Annotated in this window: 25 protein-coding genes and 1 tRNA gene; 13 read left to right on the top strand and 13 right to left on the bottom strand. The window is 56.6% G+C overall.

All coding sequences use genetic code 11. From position 1 onward, the window contains the following. Position 1: 1 nt before the first annotated feature. The 5 genes from DVK01_RS11555 to DVK01_RS11535 form a co-directional block, all read right to left on the bottom strand. Positions 2-283, bottom strand: a complete 282-nt coding sequence (locus DVK01_RS11555) for a hypothetical protein (protein ID WP_101349748.1) — start codon at positions 281-283, stop codon at positions 2-4. A gap of 234 nt (positions 284-517) precedes the next feature. Then, positions 518-916: a hypothetical protein gene (locus DVK01_RS11550; protein ID WP_101351414.1), complete on the bottom strand. Its 399-nt coding sequence runs from the start codon at positions 914-916 to the stop codon at positions 518-520. 62 nt (positions 917-978) lie between these two features. Continuing rightward, entirely contained in the window at positions 979-1,791 is an 813-nt protein-coding gene (locus DVK01_RS11545) for an HD domain-containing protein (RefSeq protein WP_101349747.1), read from the bottom strand. A gap of 41 nt (positions 1,792-1,832) precedes the next feature. After that, positions 1,833-2,300 carry a peroxiredoxin gene (locus tag DVK01_RS11540; RefSeq protein ID WP_101349746.1) on the bottom strand — a complete coding sequence of 156 codons (468 nt, stop codon included), beginning with the start codon at positions 2,298-2,300 and terminating at the stop codon, positions 1,833-1,835. A 60-nt stretch (positions 2,301-2,360) separates the two neighbouring features. Further along, the gene (locus tag DVK01_RS11535) at positions 2,361-2,606 is read right to left on the bottom strand and encodes a hypothetical protein (RefSeq protein ID WP_121536775.1); all 246 of its coding nucleotides are present in this window, start codon (positions 2,604-2,606) and stop codon (positions 2,361-2,363) included. Between the two features lie 377 nt (positions 2,607-2,983). Between DVK01_RS11535 and DVK01_RS11530 the strand changes: the two genes are divergently transcribed. Together DVK01_RS11530 and DVK01_RS11525 are read left to right on the top strand one after the other, a co-directional pair. Next, positions 2,984-3,223 carry a twin-arginine translocase TatA/TatE family subunit gene (locus DVK01_RS11530; RefSeq protein ID WP_121536773.1) on the top strand — a complete coding sequence of 80 codons (240 nt, stop codon included), beginning with the start codon at positions 2,984-2,986 and terminating at the stop codon, positions 3,221-3,223. A 77-nt stretch (positions 3,224-3,300) separates the two neighbouring features. After that, positions 3,301-3,374 (top strand) — tRNA-Arg (locus tag DVK01_RS11525). Between the two features lie 202 nt (positions 3,375-3,576). Here DVK01_RS11525 and DVK01_RS11520 read toward each other — a convergent pair. After that, the gene (locus tag DVK01_RS11520; protein WP_121536771.1) at positions 3,577-3,933 is read right to left on the bottom strand and encodes a hypothetical protein; all 357 of its coding nucleotides are present in this window, start codon (positions 3,931-3,933) and stop codon (positions 3,577-3,579) included. A gap of 141 nt (positions 3,934-4,074) precedes the next feature. On the opposite strand from DVK01_RS11520, the gene DVK01_RS11515 reads away from it, so the two are divergent. The 5 genes from DVK01_RS11515 (at position 4,075) to DVK01_RS11495 (ending at position 10,091) form a co-directional block, all read left to right on the top strand. Continuing rightward, on the top strand, positions 4,075-4,563 hold the full coding sequence (locus DVK01_RS11515; RefSeq protein WP_121536769.1) for a hypothetical protein: 489 nt from the start codon (positions 4,075-4,077) through the stop codon (positions 4,561-4,563). Between the two features lie 169 nt (positions 4,564-4,732). Continuing rightward, complete coding sequence (locus DVK01_RS11510; protein ID WP_121536767.1) at positions 4,733-5,167, top strand: hypothetical protein; 435 nt, start codon at positions 4,733-4,735, stop codon at positions 5,165-5,167. Positions 5,168-5,182: 15 nt separating this feature from the next. Beyond that, entirely contained in the window at positions 5,183-6,835 is a 1,653-nt protein-coding gene (locus DVK01_RS11505) for a hypothetical protein (RefSeq protein WP_147435162.1), read from the top strand. Between the two features lie 222 nt (positions 6,836-7,057). Beyond that, a complete protein-coding gene (locus tag DVK01_RS11500; protein WP_147435161.1) occupies positions 7,058-8,956 on the top strand; it encodes a hypothetical protein in 1,899 nt (632 codons plus the stop codon). Beyond that, on the top strand, positions 8,949-10,091 hold the full coding sequence (locus DVK01_RS11495; protein ID WP_121536761.1) for a hypothetical protein: 1,143 nt from the start codon (positions 8,949-8,951) through the stop codon (positions 10,089-10,091). The genes DVK01_RS11500 and DVK01_RS11495 overlap by 8 nt, the downstream gene beginning before the upstream one ends. A 64-nt stretch (positions 10,092-10,155) precedes the next feature. On the opposite strand, the gene DVK01_RS11490 is transcribed toward DVK01_RS11495, so the two are convergent. After that, positions 10,156-10,383, bottom strand: a complete 228-nt coding sequence (locus tag DVK01_RS11490) for a hypothetical protein (protein ID WP_121536759.1) — start codon at positions 10,381-10,383, stop codon at positions 10,156-10,158. A 90-nt stretch (positions 10,384-10,473) separates the two neighbouring features. On the opposite strand from DVK01_RS11490, the gene DVK01_RS11485 reads away from it, so the two are divergent. Together DVK01_RS11485 and DVK01_RS11480 are read left to right on the top strand one after the other, a co-directional pair. Continuing rightward, the gene (locus tag DVK01_RS11485; protein WP_233560775.1) at positions 10,474-11,346 is read left to right on the top strand and encodes a type II restriction endonuclease; all 873 of its coding nucleotides are present in this window, start codon (positions 10,474-10,476) and stop codon (positions 11,344-11,346) included. 6 nt (positions 11,347-11,352) lie between these two features. Then, complete coding sequence (locus DVK01_RS11480) at positions 11,353-11,598, top strand: hypothetical protein (protein WP_121536755.1); 246 nt, start codon at positions 11,353-11,355, stop codon at positions 11,596-11,598. On the opposite strand, the gene DVK01_RS11475 is transcribed toward DVK01_RS11480, so the two are convergent. From DVK01_RS11475 to DVK01_RS11455, 6 genes are all read right to left on the bottom strand, one after another. After that, complete coding sequence (locus DVK01_RS11475) at positions 11,592-12,491, bottom strand: Dam family site-specific DNA-(adenine-N6)-methyltransferase (protein WP_121536753.1); 900 nt, start codon at positions 12,489-12,491, stop codon at positions 11,592-11,594. The two genes, DVK01_RS11480 and DVK01_RS11475, sit on opposite strands and share 7 nt — an antisense overlap. Positions 12,492-12,756: 265 nt before the next feature. Further along, a complete protein-coding gene (locus tag DVK01_RS11470; protein WP_121536751.1) occupies positions 12,757-13,131 on the bottom strand; it encodes a hypothetical protein in 375 nt (124 codons plus the stop codon). Between the two features lie 217 nt (positions 13,132-13,348). Continuing rightward, a complete protein-coding gene (locus tag DVK01_RS11465) occupies positions 13,349-13,711 on the bottom strand; it encodes a hypothetical protein (protein ID WP_121536749.1) in 363 nt (120 codons plus the stop codon). Between the two features lie 2 nt (positions 13,712-13,713). Continuing rightward, positions 13,714-13,878, bottom strand: coding sequence for a hypothetical protein (locus DVK01_RS21835; RefSeq protein ID WP_158598764.1), 165 nt, complete (start codon positions 13,876-13,878; stop codon positions 13,714-13,716). Between the two features lie 169 nt (positions 13,879-14,047). Then, positions 14,048-14,695: a hypothetical protein gene (locus DVK01_RS11460; RefSeq protein WP_121536747.1), complete on the bottom strand. Its 648-nt coding sequence runs from the start codon at positions 14,693-14,695 to the stop codon at positions 14,048-14,050. A gap of 60 nt (positions 14,696-14,755) precedes the next feature. Next, positions 14,756-15,103, bottom strand: a complete 348-nt coding sequence (locus tag DVK01_RS11455; protein ID WP_121536745.1) for a hypothetical protein — start codon at positions 15,101-15,103, stop codon at positions 14,756-14,758. A gap of 99 nt (positions 15,104-15,202) precedes the next feature. On the opposite strand from DVK01_RS11455, the gene DVK01_RS11450 reads away from it, so the two are divergent. The 4 genes from DVK01_RS11450 to DVK01_RS11440 all read left to right on the top strand — a co-directional run bounded on the left by DVK01_RS11450 (position 15,203) and on the right by DVK01_RS11440 (position 17,244). Then, positions 15,203-15,484 carry a hypothetical protein gene (locus tag DVK01_RS11450; RefSeq protein ID WP_121536743.1) on the top strand — a complete coding sequence of 94 codons (282 nt, stop codon included), beginning with the start codon at positions 15,203-15,205 and terminating at the stop codon, positions 15,482-15,484. A gap of 171 nt (positions 15,485-15,655) precedes the next feature. Then, positions 15,656-16,330, top strand: a complete 675-nt coding sequence (locus tag DVK01_RS11445) for a recombinase family protein (protein WP_121536741.1) — start codon at positions 15,656-15,658, stop codon at positions 16,328-16,330. Continuing rightward, positions 16,323-16,949, top strand: coding sequence for a hypothetical protein (locus DVK01_RS21600; protein WP_121577557.1), 627 nt, complete (start codon positions 16,323-16,325; stop codon positions 16,947-16,949). The genes DVK01_RS11445 and DVK01_RS21600 overlap by 8 nt, the downstream gene beginning before the upstream one ends. A 91-nt stretch (positions 16,950-17,040) precedes the next feature. Then, entirely contained in the window at positions 17,041-17,244 is a 204-nt protein-coding gene (locus DVK01_RS11440; protein WP_121536739.1) for a hypothetical protein, read from the top strand. Positions 17,245-17,343 lie beyond the last annotated feature (99 nt).

Raw genomic sequence — 17,343 nt, 5'->3', positions numbered from 1 at the left:
GTTATCCCTCAGTCTTGATCCGGTTTTCCCGACGAAGATAGGCGGCCAGGAAGAAGGTAAGTCCGGCAACACCGATTCCGACGCCGTGCTCAACGAAATTTAGGACGTCACCGAGAACGACCGCTTCAAGATTCGTTGCGACCATGCCAACCACAAGGAGGACATACCCGGCAGTGAACCACCGAGTTTCCTCCCGGTATTGTGAGAGAACGGGTACTAAGCCGATTACTGCAACGAGCAGACCTACAACTTCCAGTGTTCCGAATGGGCCAATGCCAGCCATACCCGGTCAAGCCATTGGGTTTAAAAAAGGTTCTCGCCCGAGGCATCAAAATCGATAATAACCGCGCGCTCAGCGTTATATATCCACAATTAGTCACACATAATAACAGTACACAATAACGAGTTCTACACAGGCAAAGAACGGGTTACAGCTTCACTATCCGAAGCGATCTGAAACCATTCCAGTGAGCGGGGAGTGGCAATGCCGGATTAAAAAGGAGGTGGTGTTCTGCGGTTACTGCTCGACGTCCATCCACATATCAGATGTTATTTTCGCGTCCGAGTTGTCTGGGTGCGTCATCGTGAGCTGGTCTCCGCCCTCAACTGCGATCAGGTCGACAGTGTTGCTCTCCGTGTGATTCCGCGTCGGGTATGTAAATGGTCGTGACCGCGTCGGCAGGTCGCTGATCGACGGGCACTCCGGCGGCGCAACGACATCGTCAGCGAACCCATCGGTGTGAATCTGTGACTGTGGTTTGTCTCGACCACGTCTATCAAGCCATGCAGAGCATCGCTCCCCAACTGAAATGGTCTCAATGGCTGAGCGCACGCGGTACCTGACCCGGTCCAGAAGCGAGGGCGACGGCACGTCGCCGTCATCCGTGTTGCCCCGGGCACCCCGTGGCTCATCCATGGGTGTGAGACTCATGGGCATAGCTAGGGAACCACGGTACAAAACCGTTGTGTCGATCCGGATTAGAGCTCGATTCGTTCGACGATCTGGTTGCCGTCCTCTCGGGTGTTGAGCGCTACGATGCGGACGTGTTCCTCCAGACCGGAGTCTTTCAGTTTGGCTTTCAGCAGATTATCGACCTGATAGACGCCGGCCGCGTTGTTCATCGCGATTTCAACGAGGACGGGGTAGTCATCGCCCGTGGTCAGCGTCACCGTCTCGATGGCCTGGCTGGAGACGGTGTCGATGCCGCGGCCGCCGCGCTTGTACGGAATCCGCGACCGGCCACGCTCCATGTCCAGCGCGTCAGCGACCCGAACAACGCCGGCTTCCAGCGTCAGCGGGTTTTCTTCGGTGTGGTGGCAGAGAATCGCATGGAGGACCTCACCTTTTATTTGTACCGCCTGACGGATGTCGTAGAACTCCGGGAGGATGTCATCAAGGATGTCGGCCGCAAGCGGAATCGAATAATACGGATGTGAGTCGCGGTGGACGACGTGTCCGATGTCATGCAGCGTCGTTGCGAATGCGATGATGACGGCCTCGTCTGCCTCGTCGAGGCCGTGGTCCGCCGCGCCGTTGAACTCGACGCCCCCCTGCTTGAGGAGGTCGTACAGGCACAGCGCTCGATTTCGGACAATGCCGATGTGTTTCGCGCCGTGGTCGTTGTACCGCTTGCGCGCGACGGGATTGATGTTCTGGGCCTCGAGATACGCTTGAATCTCCTCGTCAGTCGTGATCGTGTCGAGAACCGCGTTCAGTCGTCCGTCCGGGAACGCATGGTCCGCTTCGGGGTCGTAGATACGGCCGCCGGTATCGTCTCTGTCGACGCTCATACGACTACCCAGACGGCCCACCGCGAAAAATCCCCCACCGCTCAGGTGGCGGCGTCGATAACTTCGTCGTAGTCCGGTTCGACACCAGGGTCGTCGCTGACCCAGGCGTACGTGACTTCCTGGTTCTCGTCGATAACGAAGACAGCCCGCTTGGCGACGTTCGGAACGCCGAGTGCCTCGAAGTCCATCGAGATGTCGTAGGCGTCGACTATCTCCCGCCCGGAGTCACTCACGAGGTCGAATTCGAGTCCCAGTTCGTCACGGAACGCGTTCTGTGAGAACGGCGTGTCGATGCTGACGCCGTACAGCGTCGCTCCCGCATCGGTGAGTTCATCCAGTCGGTCCTGGAACGTGTTCATTTCGTGGCTGCAGACGCTGGTGAACGCCCCCGGGAAGAACGCGAGGACGACAGGGCCGTCCGCGACCGCCTCGGACAGTGTTATCTCGTCGATATCGCCATTTGCTATCGGTGCCGTGAAATCGGGCGCAGCGTCGCCGACTGATACCATAGTGGCGACCTGGGTCGTGGCAGGTAAAACCCTTTCCGACCCGGGCGAGTACAGCGGCTGTCAGAACTGTGCGAACTTCGCCGTGACCTCGTCGATCCACTCCGGGAGCTCGCGGTCCGCGAGTGTCCCGTCTGCGTCCCGGGTCGTGACGACATCCGCAATCTCGCCCTCGCGCGTGATATCGAGCCGCCACACCCCATCGGCCTCAATGTCGACCCGAACGGCGTCCTCCCCGACGGGTTTGATCGGTCGAATCGTTACCTCCTGTCCGCTCCTGACTTCCATCGTGTGGCTATCAGCCGGCATCTGGTATCTCTGAGCGCCCGACAGTAGTTATATCCCCGGGCGGCGGAGTCCGCTGCTCACGGTGTGGTCTCGCTGTTGAGTTCCCAGCCCATCGAGATGGAACAGTCGGAAACCTTGTGCCTCGTGGCGCTCCGTCCGATCCACAACCCCCTGACGTCGGGCCTCGTCGGCAGTCCCCGGCGAGGCCACTGCCACAGGCTGCTCAAGTCTGTCTCAGTTGTGTTCTCGTTTTGTTGCCAAGAGGCCGATACAGCGCCCCAACACAGTCCCGACAGCGGTGAATCACCCAGCAGGCCATCCTGAGCAAAAAGGTTATAATAGCAACCACGTAACCTTCGGACACAATGTTAGGGACATCCGGAGTACTGTTCCCGGGAATGCCCGGGACGACGGAGATGATGGTCATCCTCCTCATCGCCGTCCTGCTGTTCGGGGCGAACAAGATTCCAAAACTGGCGCGGTCGACCGGCGAAGCCATGGGCGAGTTCCAGAAGGGGCGAGAAGAAGTCGAACAGGAACTCGAAGAGATGCGTGAGAGCGGCGCTGCAGAAGGGACCGACGCGTCCACTGTGGACTCGACCGAGTCGACCGAGACGGCGACGGAAACCGAGACGTAATCTCGACCACTTCTCCGTTTTCAGCCGGCGCTAGTGATAACGAAAGGATTTTTCGCCGGTCAATCAACCACTCGGTAGGGCGTGTGGCCTAGTGGACCAGGGCGAGGGGTTCCTAACCCCTAGAACGCGGGTTCGAATCCCGCCACGCCCGTCTCAGCAAAGCATACTCCAGAACCCCTTGCGGGCGAGGGGATGCTTATAAATCGTGTCAGGAGCCGGATGGCTGAACACGACTTCTGGCGGGTCGGCCACGACGCTGTCATGCGGTCTCCCAGAACCATCGCGACTGAACCACAAAAATCTGGGGTTAGGGTGACTGTCGAAGTCGCGCCCGAGAACTCGGTGTCCTTTCGCTACTGATTCCGTTCGTGTTCGAGTAGTGCCTCCAGCCGCTTCACCACCTCTTCTTCGCTGATTGTTTCATCGTCGCGGTCGACGGCTTTCCCGGCGAGTTTCGCGGTTGCTACGTCAACGAGGCTGACGGTGATGTCCGGGTTGTCTATCGGCTTGAGGTGTACGCGCACACCGATGCTTAGTTCGTCGCGCACGAGCGCGTCTTCGTCCTTGATGCGACGGATCGCTTCTTGGATGGCCACCTCGTACTCGGGCATGTCCGCGTTCGGCTTCCACTCGTTGTATTCGTCGCGGGTGTAGCGTGGTTGGTTCTCCTCTCGGTTCGACTCGTTCTGCTCCTGTTCTATTCCACTCATTTTGAAGCATAATGTGTTACAGTTTCACGATAATAAGGACTAACGCAGAAGTATTATTAGGGCCTCTAATCCGTTATACGGCTTCCTCGGGCGGAATAGGTGGGGAACGAATAAGTGATGTCTCAATGATTATTGTGTGAGATGAATGTCGAAGACCGCTACCGGTACAGAATTCCTGAAGGCCGGATCGAATTGAGACCGGGGTGTGAACCGGCTCAAAAGATCGACTCGCTTTGCGAACGCTGGATGGCCATCAAAGCAGAGTACCCTACCGAAGTGGTTCGGTCGCCGTTGAACGATTTGGCTGACGGGTGGACGACTGAGGAAGTGAAGGGTTGCACCGCGAGGCATGGCCGATTTAGGTTTCGGGAGTCCCAGCACTACGCTAATCTCTGGCTTCAAAACGAGCAGGAGTATGGGGAGCGGCGGTATGGGTTGGTCGTTCTGCGACCGGACGTGGACGACTACGAGGTCGTTGACGATGCGGTTGTGGCGGTCGATGAACTCCACCAGATTGCGACAGCGTTGTACGAGTGGACAGAGCGCGGCGATGGTGAACGTGAGCTTGCGTTGCCGTGGCATCGGACACCGTGGCTTCAGGGGTTGAGAAAGAAGCGGCGTGTGAGGTAAGCAATCTCACGATGGTGGGGTCGCGAGGGTGGGTGACGCGACCCGGTTCTACGTAGTCGGTAGTCCGTTATAACGGCCGGTTCTGGAGGCAGCCCGAGCAGCTTCGGTTTTCGTCGAGGGGCACAGTCGCGGGCAGCACGTAAAAGGCGGCAATATTTACTTCTAACTGATGGTACTAGATAACATCCTAGACCTCGACCTTCGAAACGTTTCGCTGGACGAGGCGGCGCTGTCCGTCGTTTTCACGATTTCGGCGCTCGCTCAGTTCGGTGCAGCAACAATTAGCCTCTCCCTCTTCACCGATCTGTCGATGAGTGAGGTGATGTTCACCTTCCTTGGTGGCAATGTCACACTCGCCTTCCTCCTCGGTGGGGGCGTATTCGGCTATAACCTCATCACGACCGGGTTTACCCTGAGTGACTTCAAGCGGCTTCCGACGGTAGAACAGTTTTTCCTCGCGTCTGGAGCCATTCTGATGTTCACAACGCCGTTCATCGGCGAAGTGAGTGCATTTGTCACCGGGGCTGACTGGCAGACAGCCGTGTCTCTCGTGGATGCGGCGCTTGCCTACGGTGTGGTAGCGAACTACGGTGACGAAGAGTAACTCAGGTGATTGAATATGAATCGAAACACATTATTGAAAGCCCTCAGCGTCGTGATGGCGATTCTGGTTGTGACGACCGTCGGCGTGCCGTTCGTCGGGTATCAGAATGACCCGATTGAACAGGCGTCTCCGGTCGGTGAAGCCGACGCAATCGCGGTCACGACCGCCGTCGCTATCGGTGTCGTGGGTGCTGCCGTCGGCGGCGCCGCTGTCGGTGGCTACATACTCGGCAGCGAAGAGCGGAATTCGTCCGCGTACAGTGACTCCGAGTTCCGGCGCTTGATAGCGCAGGACGCCTACTCGATGCAGCAGGCGCAGGAGAACTACATCACAGACTCGCAGAACGCACTCGAACTCTCACGAGCGAACGCGATGCGTGAAGCCCGTCTCACGTACCTCCAAGAGCGTGCCAACGGCAGTACTCACTCTGAGGCAGTTACAGCCGCTAAGAACCGTGTAGACGACATGTACGCGGCGCAGCAGAAACAACTCCTCACGAAGTACGAGACGCAGATCGTCTCTGGAGGGGGTGTCGCCGCGATGGATGAGGAGGTCACAAACCTCGGGTACGAGGGCGACGTGCGGATTGCGCAGCATCCAACGTATGCGTTTGGGGGTGATAGTGACTATCCGACTGGCCAAATAACGACTAATTACAGCCAGTTGGGCTCTACCGCGTTCATCGAGACTGACTCTGAGGGAGATGAGAGTATCGTCGAACAAAACGGGTCAGTCGCCATCCAGACAACGCTTGCAAACGGCTCAACTCACACTTTCCGTACCATCGCGTCATACAGCAGTTATGATGGCTCGTGGGAAAATGTCCATAATCCTGCCGACTTCGAGAACAACGTTGATGGGAACGCTGACCAGTACGTAATCGAAGTCAATGACCCCGATGCCGGTTCCTATGTGGAGGCATTGGACTACTACGATTATGGGGTCACCTACCAGTCCATCAGCACGCAGCGTGATGAGGTCCAGAACACGCTCGGAAACGCTTCGAGTGGCTACCTCGCTGACCTCGATGTTGCACTCAGCAGCAACTCGTACAACGCGAGTGACCTCGTGAGCGGGTACGACCCCGTATCCGTTGAGAACACCACTTCTGACCCGCAGGACTACTATAATCGTGTCCTCGGAATCAATATGGACGGTCCCGGTGCTGACACGACCGTCGTAATCGAGTGGACTGATTCCAACAACAACACGCAGACCGCTCAAGGGCAGTTGTACACGTCGTGGACGCCGAACACCACGGACGGTTCCGGTAACGCCACGTGGCAGTCCGGTGAGACGTACAACGGCTCTAGCGGACTGACGTACTTCGTAACCGACACGGGTGAACTCCACCGTATCGACGGTGAATTCACCATCAGCACGCTCCAGCAGACCGACGGAACCGAAGTGCAGTCCGTCGGACACGAGTCCGTTCAGGTCAACACCAGCGATACGAGCGACCTGAAGGCTGAAATGGACCGCCTGAACGAGCGGATTGATCAGTTGCAGGAGCAGCGTCAGGGTTCGGGCATTATCCCCGGCTTCGGTGGCTTCGACCTTGGTGGCAACGGTAGTATCGTCATTATTCTCGCGCTTGCAGGGGCAGCGGTGCTCCTGCTTGGCGGTGGGGGTGGCGGTGTCGTTGCTAGTCGCCGGTTCCTCGACTAACCAATCACGTGTAGCGGCACGTCACGCCGCTGAACCGCCCCTTGGACGGGTTTGGCCGGGTTCGATTCCCGGCGGCGGCTTGCGGTATGCGACCAGAACGAATAGCACAGCAGCTAACCGAATGCCCGGATTGCGACCATTGCCTGCCGTACGTCCCGACAGGGACTCGGCGGGTGGTCTGCGACTCGTGCGGGTACTGCTTCTACATTTACGGTGAACATGATGAATAGTATTTCAACTACCTACGGCGCTTTCGTTGCTGTCTTACTCGTGGTGAGTGTCCTGACATCGACGGCTGGTGTTGGCGTCGTCGCGGCATCGGTGACGACCGACCCGGGGGACCATTACTACCAGCAACAGGAGTCCCCGGACGGAAACACGACCGAGACACCAACCTCAACGCCTACATCAGAAGGGGGTGACTCGGCCAATTCAGACGACTCGAACACTACCAACGATCCCAGTAACTGGTCGAAGGCCCGTATCCTGTCGATTGTGGACGATCAAATCAGCCGCCATAGCACGATTGACGTGGACTCAATGGAGACGTGGTATCTCGACAACCAAGACCAGTTTAGCGACGTGGAGCAACGGTACGTTGAAGCGTGGATAGACTGGTATGAGACCGGCGAGAAGCCCGGTGAGGGCCTTCATCCATCACTCATCACAGAGGCAGAGAACGAGTTGCAGAACGCCTCACAGAACTCTCAGAACGCCTACGGATTGATTGATGGGAGTAACATCACGGCCAGCGATCTCGACCGCGAAGGTACACGCATCACATCCGACGTGGAGGTTGTTGCGTGGAGTTTCGACGAGAGCGACAATGCGTGGACGGGCATCATCCGTGTCAGCGGTGGGACCACGGAGAGCGTCCAGTACGTTGACTTCGGCAGCATGGCGTCAACAGGCCGTTACACGGCTCAATCCGTTGAACTGGAGCCGGGTACGCACACGATTCGACTCCCGGCAGGTGAGTTCGAAGGCATCCAACTCATCACTCTCGCTTCGGGGGATACTGGTGTCGTCCTTCGAGAGATCGAGCCACCGTTCCTGAGCGATATGCGTTCCGAGTACCTGTGGATTGTGCTCGTCAGCGGGTCGGCTGGGATGGCGTTGTTCGCGCTACAATGGTTCCTCGGTCGGGAGCAGATTTTCCAGCGATTCCGACCGGCAGCCGCTCTTATTGCCGGTCAAGTTGAGCGCGAGAGCCTGCTAAACCGGTTCACCGACAGTCAGAAAGAACCGGAGGAGTACGACGACGGTCTGAGGGGCTTGTTCCAAAGGTACGCAAACATCCGTAGTGTCGTCGTGAACGCGGTCAAACTTGGGGCCATCCTGTACCTCGTGGACATGGTTGGGTTGATTGCGTTGCCGTTGCCCGATATTGGCGACCAAGCGAAACTCGTGATTGGGTCTATCCTGTTCGCCATGATCTTCTTCGGTCCGGCGCTGCTGAAGCCGATTCTTCGAGCGGCGTACAACCCTTCACTCGAAAAAATCCAAGTGCTGGACGAGACCGGCAGGAAGGTGGCCGGGTATTGGGCACGCAAGGGGACGTTCTCCGAGGACTACCAGTACGACCGCTACCCACCCACTCGGGACACGGAAACAGGCGACACGGCGTATCTCGTTCAGTCTATCAACCGTGGTGAACAACGTGTCGAAGCGGCGTTCGACTGGCAGGTCGAGACTGTCGAAGACATCGAGGGAATCGAACGTGAGCAAGTCGAGTACATCAACGGCCAACTCATCGGCATCGACCAGATTCTGGCCGACCGGAAGAAGGCCGCGATGGTGATCAAGGATATGCTCACGGAGGCGAAGAACGGCAAGCAGTTGCGGTCTGCCTTCCCGTTCGTCAGAGCACGGACAGCACTCGACGAAGCCAAGAACATCGCTATTGGACTGAATCGTGCGGTGTCCGGTGATTCCGTCGAAGCCATCCTCGACGATATGATTGACTCCTACGAATCCAAGGAGGACGAACTGGAAGACCAGTTCGCTCGTGAAACCGATCTCGACGGCGACCTTGACGATTACGCGGGCGAACTTACGCGAGGCAACCGTGGGGGTGACGCCGAAGAATCCGCAGACAACGCGGGTGATTCCGATGAGTGACAATAGCGACGGGCTAAATGAAGCGTTCCTACGCGAAAAGCTGGAGCGCGACCGTGAGAACAACGAGGCGGCCCCGCACCCAATTCTCGGAGAGATAGACGATCCAGTTGCCCGGTCAGCCGTTGCGAAAATCATCACTGCTTACGATGAAGGGATTGCGGACGACTACCGTGACTTCGAAGAAACACCACTCTACCGTCTCATCAAGAGTCACGGCTCCGGGATGGCCATGGCTCGTGACGTGGAGGAGGGCAACCTGAGCCGGATTTCGTACCGGAAGGGCGCTCCGTCCAGCAGCGTCGAGACGTACGGTATGGATGCGCTCATGAGCGAGATGATGCAGCCTGCGCACTCGATGCTGGTCATCGGGGCGAAGGGGAGTGGGAAGACCGATTTCGTGGAGCGCGTTATCAGCGAATTGTACGGGAATGGCCTTGATGTCTGGCAGAACGTCCCAGTGAACCACTCCGACAGCGAGTTCGGCGAAACACTCTCCAGCCTGCTTGAATTCGCCAAACAGCCCGGTGACCGCGTGGCTGTTGTAGACGAGTTCTCGACGAAGGGGACCGGCTACGCCGGAAGCGGGGCCATCGACGTAGAACAGGCCCTGCAGAAGACAATCAACGCCTTCAGGAAGAACCCGGACGGAAGCACTCGGACGATCTGGATTGGCCACCGTGGTCACGCCGACGTTCACCCGATTGTGCGTGAGAACGTGCAGTTGGTAGTGAAGAAAGCGGGGAAAGGGTCGAAAAAGAAGCGGGCCATCGTGTACCGGTCAGACGAACGAAACAGCGCGTGGGAGCAGTACGAGGACGACAACAAGTGGTTCGTGTTGAAGGACATCCCGCAGTCGCCGCGTCGATGGCGGGCTGACACCGACTACTTCGCTAACTTTGTCTGGGACCTTGACGACCCCGCGAAGCAGATTCAACGCGGCCAACTCATTGACGGCTGGGAGGCGTTCCAAGAGGACGCAGACGGCTCTGAGAACGATTCTTCACCAATCCACGACCGATGTCAGGGTGAGAAGGAGAACGGGAACAGGTGCGGTATCACGGACCCGTCACGGCTCGGCCCGAATGGGTATTGTCAGTATCATCGTGACCAGCACGATCCTGACGGCGGTGAGTAGGGGGTCGCGTACGCACGTGCGGGCGCTCAGCCGCGATTGGAAGGGGGGTGTGGGGGTGTGGGTACTAGTCCTCTATAGGTGGCCGAACATCACGGCCTCTGACATCGACTTCCTCACCATTGTCAAGCTCAACCGTGTAGAGTGTCGAGTCCACGTCACGGCCCGTCGCTTGCCCTGCATCATCCTCAAAGACCGACTGGATGACACCGTGTTGGCCGTGTAGGTGGTGATCCGGGTCCGTTTCGTCTGGGATGTCGATCCTAATGCAGTCGCCGGTGTCGAAACTGGTCATAGTTCACGATGGAACCAGTGCAATTATACGTATTTCGTCGAAGAGTGACACATGCCTATCCGTCAACGTCGTCCACCAACGGACGACTTCGTGGAGGAGTTCCAGTCTACTGTCATCCCTTCTGCGATACCCAACGAGATGTTCATTGACTACGAGCGTATCGAAGACAAACTGGACGCTAACCGGAACCGCATTCGGTCGGTTCAATCATGGAGCGGGTTGTCACGTGCTGAATTCGAGACCGAGATTACGGGCACACTCATGGATACGAACGAGACCCGTGAGTGGATTGACTTCCTGTTTGAACTCGTTGGTGAGACCGGGATACGGTACTCTTCGGCAGAAGGGACGTGGAAGTTCCACTCGTACAAGAAGGATATTGACTCCGGGAACCGTGACGCTGCGGCAGAACTCGCCGAACTACTCTGCGACATCGACCTTCAGCAGATCGTTGACGACACTGACAGGATCGAATCACACTATCGTGGGCTACTGGTAGGATTGGAACCGAACAAACGCAAGAACCGACAAGGAACCGGATTTGAGGCACTAGTCGAAGAACGTCTGAATACTGTAGTCGGTGAACTTGAGGACGACGGGTTCGATGTCTCGTATAAGAAGGAGTACGTGACCGCGTACAAAGACGACACCGGACAGGAAAAGAAGGTAGACTATGCACTGTTCGAGGACGGCGAGCTTCGCCTGACTGTGGAAGCGAACGCATACAAGAGCAGGGGGTCGAAACCGTCTGAAATCCGTCGGTCCTACAACCACGTAGGTGGGAGGATGTACAACGATGGTGTCGCCTTTACATGGGTGACGGATGGACAAGCATGGGACGGGCCGCTGTCGAACGTTTTGCGACAGAGCTACGACGATCTGACCGACATCTACAATCTCCACATGATGGACGACGAGTGGATGGATGATGTGCTGAGATTCTTTCACACGGGCGAGGTATAGGGTACGATGAGTCGCACGGTCAATATCGAGGTGTACTGCGACGTTGGTCATAGTGATGAACCTGAAGTGTTCGGGGTGGCCAGCGAGCACCGTGCAGACTTACCTAAACCGTTCGACGCGCCACTTCAGGAATGGGTGCGGGAGAACTTCAGCGGGATAGAGAAGGGTGACTCGATCCCGGAAGCAGGCGTGATGGAGTACGAACCGGACGGTGAAATTATTGAGTTCCGGAAAACAGCTAACAGTCAGTAGTTGCCGAGCTTCATCTGGCCCGAGGAATCTCGCTTCTCTTCTGGGACGTTCGTGACGATGATTTCGTCCACTTCGTCCCTGTTGTCTGCATCGCTGTTAATCGAGCGTGTCGCGCCCTCAACAGCCACGTCGAACCCCTCCCCGTCGTAGAAATCGTACATGACACCGCTGTTGCTCAGAACGACGTAGACACCCATCTCATCCAATTCTTTAGCCGTGTCCAGTAGTCGTTCTTGGTCCTCTTTTCCGAACCCATCTGCGGAATACTCAGCAAAGTTAGCGGTCGGACTCATCGGCTGGTACGGCGGGTCAAAATACACGAGGTCGCGTTCCTCTGCGGCGTTCAGAACGTACTCAAAATCGTCGTTGTGTATTTCAGTGTCATTGAGGACCGTGCTGGCCGCCCGTATCTGCTCACTCCTGACCCAATCCGGGTCCGCGTACCGTCCGATGGGAACGTTGAACTCGCCGCTACTGTTCTCCCGGTAGAGGCCGTTGAAGCACGTCCGGTTAAGATAGAGGAGGAGCGCCGCTTCTTCCAGTTCACCGTGCTCACGGTCTCTCGGGCGACGGTTGAACAACTCCCGGTGTTGGTAGTAGTAATTCTTCTCGTCGGCGTGGTCCTTTCCGGAGTCGGGGTCGGATTCCGGGTCCTCAAACGCCCGCAGTAAGTCGATTAGGTCTTCCGGGTGGTCTCGAACCTGCTCGTAAAAATTGACTAGTCGGGGGTTTGTGTCGTTGATAGTGCCGTCTACCGGTTCAAGGTCGAAGAACACCGCCCCGCCACCAAAGAAGGGTTCGTGGTAGTGTTGATACTCGGTCGGGAAGCGTGAGTAGAGTTCATCGAGTAATTGACGCTTGCCTCCTGCCCACTTGAGGACCGGGTTGACCATGTTATGATTGAATCGCTCCTAATGGGTTATAGTCCTTCACACTCGGTGTTTGAGAGCAGCCTGAGCAGCCCCGGACATATCCACTTACGGGAAACATCCCTACCTAAGAGTGCATCATGCCCCGACCGCACTCGAACGGTACTGGAGCTGACCCGAGTGTATAGCTGGAAGCCGCCACCAAGCAAGCGGCCCCAATAGAAGCCGTCCATCATGTTTTGGTCGTTGGTTGCGGTCTCTTTCCGGGGGTCATTCCCCCGATTGTGGTCTACTCGTTCAGAAGTTCTGACTCTACGATGCGTTCCAAGCGTTCAACCCGATCCTCTAATGTGTCCTCCGACTCCCAGCGGAGATAGTCCAGATGCTCTTCTGCGTCGTCGGTGGCCGCCATAATCTTGACTGGTTGGAGTGGGCCATCATTCTGCTGTTGGCCGACTTCGATTAATCCGGCTTCCTTCAGTCGTTTCCGGCTTCTGGATAGTTGGCTTCGATGCTGAATCACCGTCAAGTATTCCATTACTTCCGTGCTCGTCATGCCACGGGAAGCGTTGTGAAATTGCGGGTTCTCTTCTATCAATACAGTCAGAAGTTCACACTCATGCGGACGGAGTTCAACCCCGTTCCATTCTCTTGTATCAGTCATCAATCACGAGTAAGAACCGAGTCTTAAAGCACCTGCTCCGGAACAAACCCCGGAACACACAACCGTGCAGTTACCGGGACGAACTGTCACGTCTATACTATAGATTCAGCCCCGTATAGCGGTTACATCATAACAGCAGAGAATACAGCAGAAAGAATCAGCAGAAGAAGACTCCTCAGTAAGCTAAAAAGAAAAAACTGGAACCCCGGTGTCCCGATTAGAGGTATCCCGGGTCAAACACTGGCCCACCACGAGGCTGCCAGATACATGTCTCGATATCATCGATCTCGGTCATACAATCCGTACACCCAATCCTCCATGTGAGGGTCATGATGTCCGTATCAATCCGGTCTGTGCCAGTCAATCCAATCACGACTGGTGACCCGCACTCCGGGCACCGGTCTGTGTCTGGTAGGGTATCAGCGTCGAAATCCCGAAGGAAGTCAATCAAGTCCAGCATCGCCGTGGTGTGCTGGACTCCGCGAATCTCGTCGGGGAGGTCAAGGGATTGGATGGTTTCGGTTACTTTGTCGTGCTCTTCGTCTGTTACTTCGGTCTCGAATTTTGGTTCGTAGTGCATTGTTAGTATAGTCGGTGTTTTGCGCGTCGTGTCTCGGTCTCAGTGTGCAGTTCAGCGTCGCAACCCCGGCAGTAGACAGTCACGTTGATAGTGGTCGTGTCGATGCCGTGGTAGGTCTCTTCAACCGCGTAGGTTCCGGTCGACTCAGGACAGTCTGGACAGGTCATCGGCCATCACCTGCGCAGACCCCGGTTTCGCGGTCTGGGAGGTCTCCGGGCCGGACGTGTAGCGTTCCCAGTCGGCCACAAGAGATGCATTCGAATGTATCGATGCACTCCCGGTCAGATACGGCCTTGAACGCCGTCTGTTCAAGGACACCGCCGCAGTACGCGCAACTCATTCACGACCACCCACCTCCGTGGTCGTTGTTGGCCGGTACACGTCGACGGCCTGAACGTCAGGGCCGACGATGGCCAACAGGTACTCAGAATCCTCCTCTCGAAACACCCACTTGTCGAGTGGTGCGTCAGCCGGAACGTCGAGTTTGATACAACGGTGACTTGCCGCGATTACGTCGGCTGGGACCACGTTCAAGTGGTCGTCACGGTACGTGCTGATGACCACCCTGTCGCCGGGTCGAAGGTCCTCTGTGCGGTCGCTCACGTACTCGTTGTACTGCTCTGGTTCCGAGTCTTCGACGGGTTGCTCGGTGGCCACGCCGCCGTCCCCCCGAAGTTCGTTACCGGTCTGGAACGCCGCTCGTTCGTGCTTCTGTGCGTACGTGAGGTGACTGTCGCCGAGTTGCTGGAGATTGTTGAACTCGTGTTCGACGCCACCCTCAGAGCGAGTGATACGCTGGATGTGACCCGACACGGAGCAGTCGCCCTGACATCGGTAGTGGACGTTCACCCTCTGTTCGATCCGGTGTGCGTACGCGGTGTCCCGCGTCACGTCGCCGCCGCAAACTGTGCATCGCAGATGGCCGGGGCGGATTTCGCCTGCGACCACGTTCTCGATTCTTTGCAGATTTTCTTCTTCTGTCATATTTTTCTGTGGGCCTCGCGGCCCGAGCTAGATAGATTTGATAGAGGACGTGAGACCGACTTAGTCGCCTGCTGGCACGATACGACCCACACGACCGCTGTCGTCCATGATGGTCACAGACCCGTTGCGAACGCTCGTGACGTGGATGTCTGGCATCCATAGCGCAGTAACATCCGTCGTGTAGTCGGGCATGTCAACGCATTCGTCTACGTCTACTGGGATGCGGTCCAGCACAGTGTATGAGTCGTCTACGGCCACTAATTCGCCGTTTGAGTCGTCCCAGACGAGTCCGTGGCCAAACACGGGTTGCTGGATCAGCACGATGTCGCCGGTTGTGGCGTCGTCGTACTGCACGACTGTTGTCGGTTCAATTTGTTCTACACCTCCCTCAGATTTTGATTCTGTCATGTATAGAGTTAAACGATGTATCCATATAAACTTAACTCAGTTACTAAGGTTCTAAACAATCTGGTTAAGTTATTTATACGTGCGCGTCCAAGATAGAGTATGTCCGAAAAACAGGATGAAAAAGAAGAGAACAAACGAGTAAACAGAGTCCTTGCGACCGACCGGGAGATAGAGGTCCTGCAGGGTCGAGGCAGCGACAATCACCGTTACGTCGTCAGGTCAAAAATCCGCGACAGAATCGCCCGACTCAAAGAAGAAATGGAAGCGTTAGAGGCAGTCGCCCCCGACCTCCACGGCGAAACACAAGACGTGTTACAGGACGATCTTGAACAACGGCTTGCGACGCTGGAGAACCGATTCGAAGCGTACGACCTCGACTGAGTCCACTCTATCTGTTTTAGCTGCTGGCCACAGTCTCGGGCAGCCCTTTTGTTCACCAGACATCAATATTCTGACAAGGGTGTGCTGGAACATCCGTTCTCGCACAGTCTGTGCGAGTCACGGGGTCATTTATATCAACCCCGACCTGTGCAGTCACCCGCCCCTCAAACCATGATAATCTGCTATTGCCGCGTCAGCACCGAGGACCAAAACCCCCAACGACAAATCGAATCGACAACCAACTACGCACAAGACCAACTCGGCGCTCAACTCGCTGACATCGAAGTCAAACGCGACAAGTCCACGGGGACCAACACAGACCGCTCAGGCTACCGCGAGACGATGGAACTCGTCGAATCCGGTGAAGTGGACGCAGTAGTCACACACGCCGTCTCACGCATCTCTCGCTCCATCAGAGACCTCGACGCCACCGTTGAGCGCGTGGTCCGTGAGAATGACACCGAACTCCACATCGTGAAGGAGCGGTTTGAGCTTGTTCCGGGTGAACGGGACCCCTTCCAAGATGCCATGCTGCGTCTCATGGGTGTGTTCGCTCAGTTAGAAGCCGAGTTGGCTCAACAGCGAACCAAGGAAGGAATTGCAGTCCGCCGTCAGAACCCTGACTACCATCACGGACCTGCTCCCCTTGGGTTCAATAAGGATAGCGGAGAGCTTGTCCCAACTGATCAATTCGACCGGGTTGCGACGGTGCTCTCTCTCGTTCAGGACGGGTCACTCTCAAAACGAGCCGCTGCCGATGAACTGAACACCAGCCGCAAAAGCATTTACCGCGCACTCGACTCGCCTGCACTATACGGTCTGCGCCACGGTGGTGATAATGCGTAAAGAGATAGATACAGAACCGCGAGACCGCCTTTGCAGCGCATTCGACGGGAGTGGTGGTTGGAGCGATCACCGTGTCGAACTCGGTCTTGTTCAAGAACTTCTCGACTGCGGTATCATTCAATTAGGAACTCATCAACACCACACCCGTGCCATCAGCGAAGGTGAGGTCACCGACCATCGGAAGTACGCACCAAGCGCACCGGGATACTCCGGTCACGAAAATCCCCGCCATACCCGGTTGAAGCTCCAAACCGCAGACTTCCTTGAACAGTCCGGGCACACAATCAACCGGTGGTGGAACCCATCAGGGACACCCGAGAAAACCCCTACACTCTGCGGTTCAATTGAACCGAAGGTCTGGTTTGGTTATGCCGATGTCGGGTGCGAAGACTGTCACACGTACACAGAAGCCGGTCTCACACAGGGACGAAAACTGATTGAGGCGTTCGGTATCGATAGTCGATACAGTACCTTCGGGAAGTATGCCCCTTCACATCAGGACACAACGCTGTATCTTGTACCGTATAGCCAGAATCCCGAAGACACCAACGAGATCACCCTATACAGTCTGGAGTTAGTCGGTGACCCTTTGCAACACGAGAAAATCGAGGCGTGGTGAAGAGTTCTACTTCGACGAGATGGGCGGCGCTACCCTCTGAATCCAGCACTTGCGGGCAGCCCTTATACCCTCGTAACTTCTAGTTTTTGACATGGAAGTACCAGAAGAAATAGACATACAAGACGTAACCGACGACATCCACCCGTGCCCCGAGTGCGGGGACGTACCGCTCATGGCGGCTATGACGACTGAGACACCGTTTAACTGCCAATGCGGGTACGAGATCGCCGTCCACCCATTCGAGGACTACATCGAAGCACAACGCGACGCACTCACGGGTGAGAACGATGAGTGAAGCGTGTCCCGAGTGCGGCCACCCGCACGTCACGCTATACATCCGATCACGAGACTACCCCGATGAGTGGGGTCAAGCGCAAGTCCTCAGATGTCCGTC

Source organism: Haloarcula sp. Atlit-120R (assembly GCF_003665885.1).
GTDB lineage: Archaea > Halobacteriota > Halobacteria > Halobacteriales > Haloarculaceae > Haloarcula > Haloarcula taiwanensis.
This window is presented reverse-complemented; position numbering and strand designations above follow the sequence as displayed.

Bases quoted from the DNA above. Each gene is read 5' to 3' on its own strand.
- DVK01_RS11440 (WP_121536739.1), top strand. From the start codon at position 17,041: ATGGAAGTACCAGAAGAAATAGACATACAAGACGTAACCGACGACATC.
- DVK01_RS11500 (WP_147435161.1), top strand. From the start codon at position 7,058: ATGAATAGTATTTCAACTACCTACGGCGCTTTCGTTGCTGTCTTACTC.
- DVK01_RS11470 (WP_121536751.1), bottom strand. From the start codon at position 13,131: ATGACTGATACAAGAGAATGGAACGGGGTTGAACTCCGTCCGCATGAG.
- DVK01_RS11550 (WP_101351414.1), bottom strand. From the start codon at position 916: ATGGATGAGCCACGGGGTGCCCGGGGCAACACGGATGACGGCGACGTG.
- DVK01_RS21600 (WP_121577557.1), top strand. From the start codon at position 16,323: ATGCGTAAAGAGATAGATACAGAACCGCGAGACCGCCTTTGCAGCGCA.
- DVK01_RS11520 (WP_121536771.1), bottom strand. From the start codon at position 3,933: ATGAGTGGAATAGAACAGGAGCAGAACGAGTCGAACCGAGAGGAGAAC.
- DVK01_RS11465 (WP_121536749.1), bottom strand. From the start codon at position 13,711: ATGCACTACGAACCAAAATTCGAGACCGAAGTAACAGACGAAGAGCAC.
- DVK01_RS11450 (WP_121536743.1), top strand. From the start codon at position 15,203: ATGTCCGAAAAACAGGATGAAAAAGAAGAGAACAAACGAGTAAACAGA.
- DVK01_RS11505 (WP_147435162.1), top strand. From the start codon at position 5,183: ATGAATCGAAACACATTATTGAAAGCCCTCAGCGTCGTGATGGCGATT.
- DVK01_RS11530 (WP_121536773.1), top strand. From the start codon at position 2,984: ATGCCCGGGACGACGGAGATGATGGTCATCCTCCTCATCGCCGTCCTG.
- DVK01_RS11445 (WP_121536741.1), top strand. From the start codon at position 15,656: ATGATAATCTGCTATTGCCGCGTCAGCACCGAGGACCAAAACCCCCAA.
- DVK01_RS11555 (WP_101349748.1), bottom strand. From the start codon at position 283: ATGGCTGGCATTGGCCCATTCGGAACACTGGAAGTTGTAGGTCTGCTC.
- DVK01_RS11495 (WP_121536761.1), top strand. From the start codon at position 8,949: ATGAGTGACAATAGCGACGGGCTAAATGAAGCGTTCCTACGCGAAAAG.
- DVK01_RS11490 (WP_121536759.1), bottom strand. From the start codon at position 10,383: ATGACCAGTTTCGACACCGGCGACTGCATTAGGATCGACATCCCAGAC.
- DVK01_RS11535 (WP_121536775.1), bottom strand. From the start codon at position 2,606: ATGCCGGCTGATAGCCACACGATGGAAGTCAGGAGCGGACAGGAGGTA.
- DVK01_RS11460 (WP_121536747.1), bottom strand. From the start codon at position 14,695: ATGACAGAAGAAGAAAATCTGCAAAGAATCGAGAACGTGGTCGCAGGC.
- DVK01_RS11480 (WP_121536755.1), top strand. From the start codon at position 11,353: ATGAGTCGCACGGTCAATATCGAGGTGTACTGCGACGTTGGTCATAGT.
- DVK01_RS11515 (WP_121536769.1), top strand. From the start codon at position 4,075: ATGAATGTCGAAGACCGCTACCGGTACAGAATTCCTGAAGGCCGGATC.
- DVK01_RS11545 (WP_101349747.1), bottom strand. From the start codon at position 1,791: ATGAGCGTCGACAGAGACGATACCGGCGGCCGTATCTACGACCCCGAA.
- DVK01_RS11475 (WP_121536753.1), bottom strand. From the start codon at position 12,491: ATGGTCAACCCGGTCCTCAAGTGGGCAGGAGGCAAGCGTCAATTACTC.
- DVK01_RS21835 (WP_158598764.1), bottom strand. From the start codon at position 13,878: ATGACCTGTCCAGACTGTCCTGAGTCGACCGGAACCTACGCGGTTGAA.
- DVK01_RS11540 (WP_101349746.1), bottom strand. From the start codon at position 2,300: ATGGTATCAGTCGGCGACGCTGCGCCCGATTTCACGGCACCGATAGCA.
- DVK01_RS11455 (WP_121536745.1), bottom strand. From the start codon at position 15,103: ATGACAGAATCAAAATCTGAGGGAGGTGTAGAACAAATTGAACCGACA.
- DVK01_RS11510 (WP_121536767.1), top strand. From the start codon at position 4,733: ATGGTACTAGATAACATCCTAGACCTCGACCTTCGAAACGTTTCGCTG.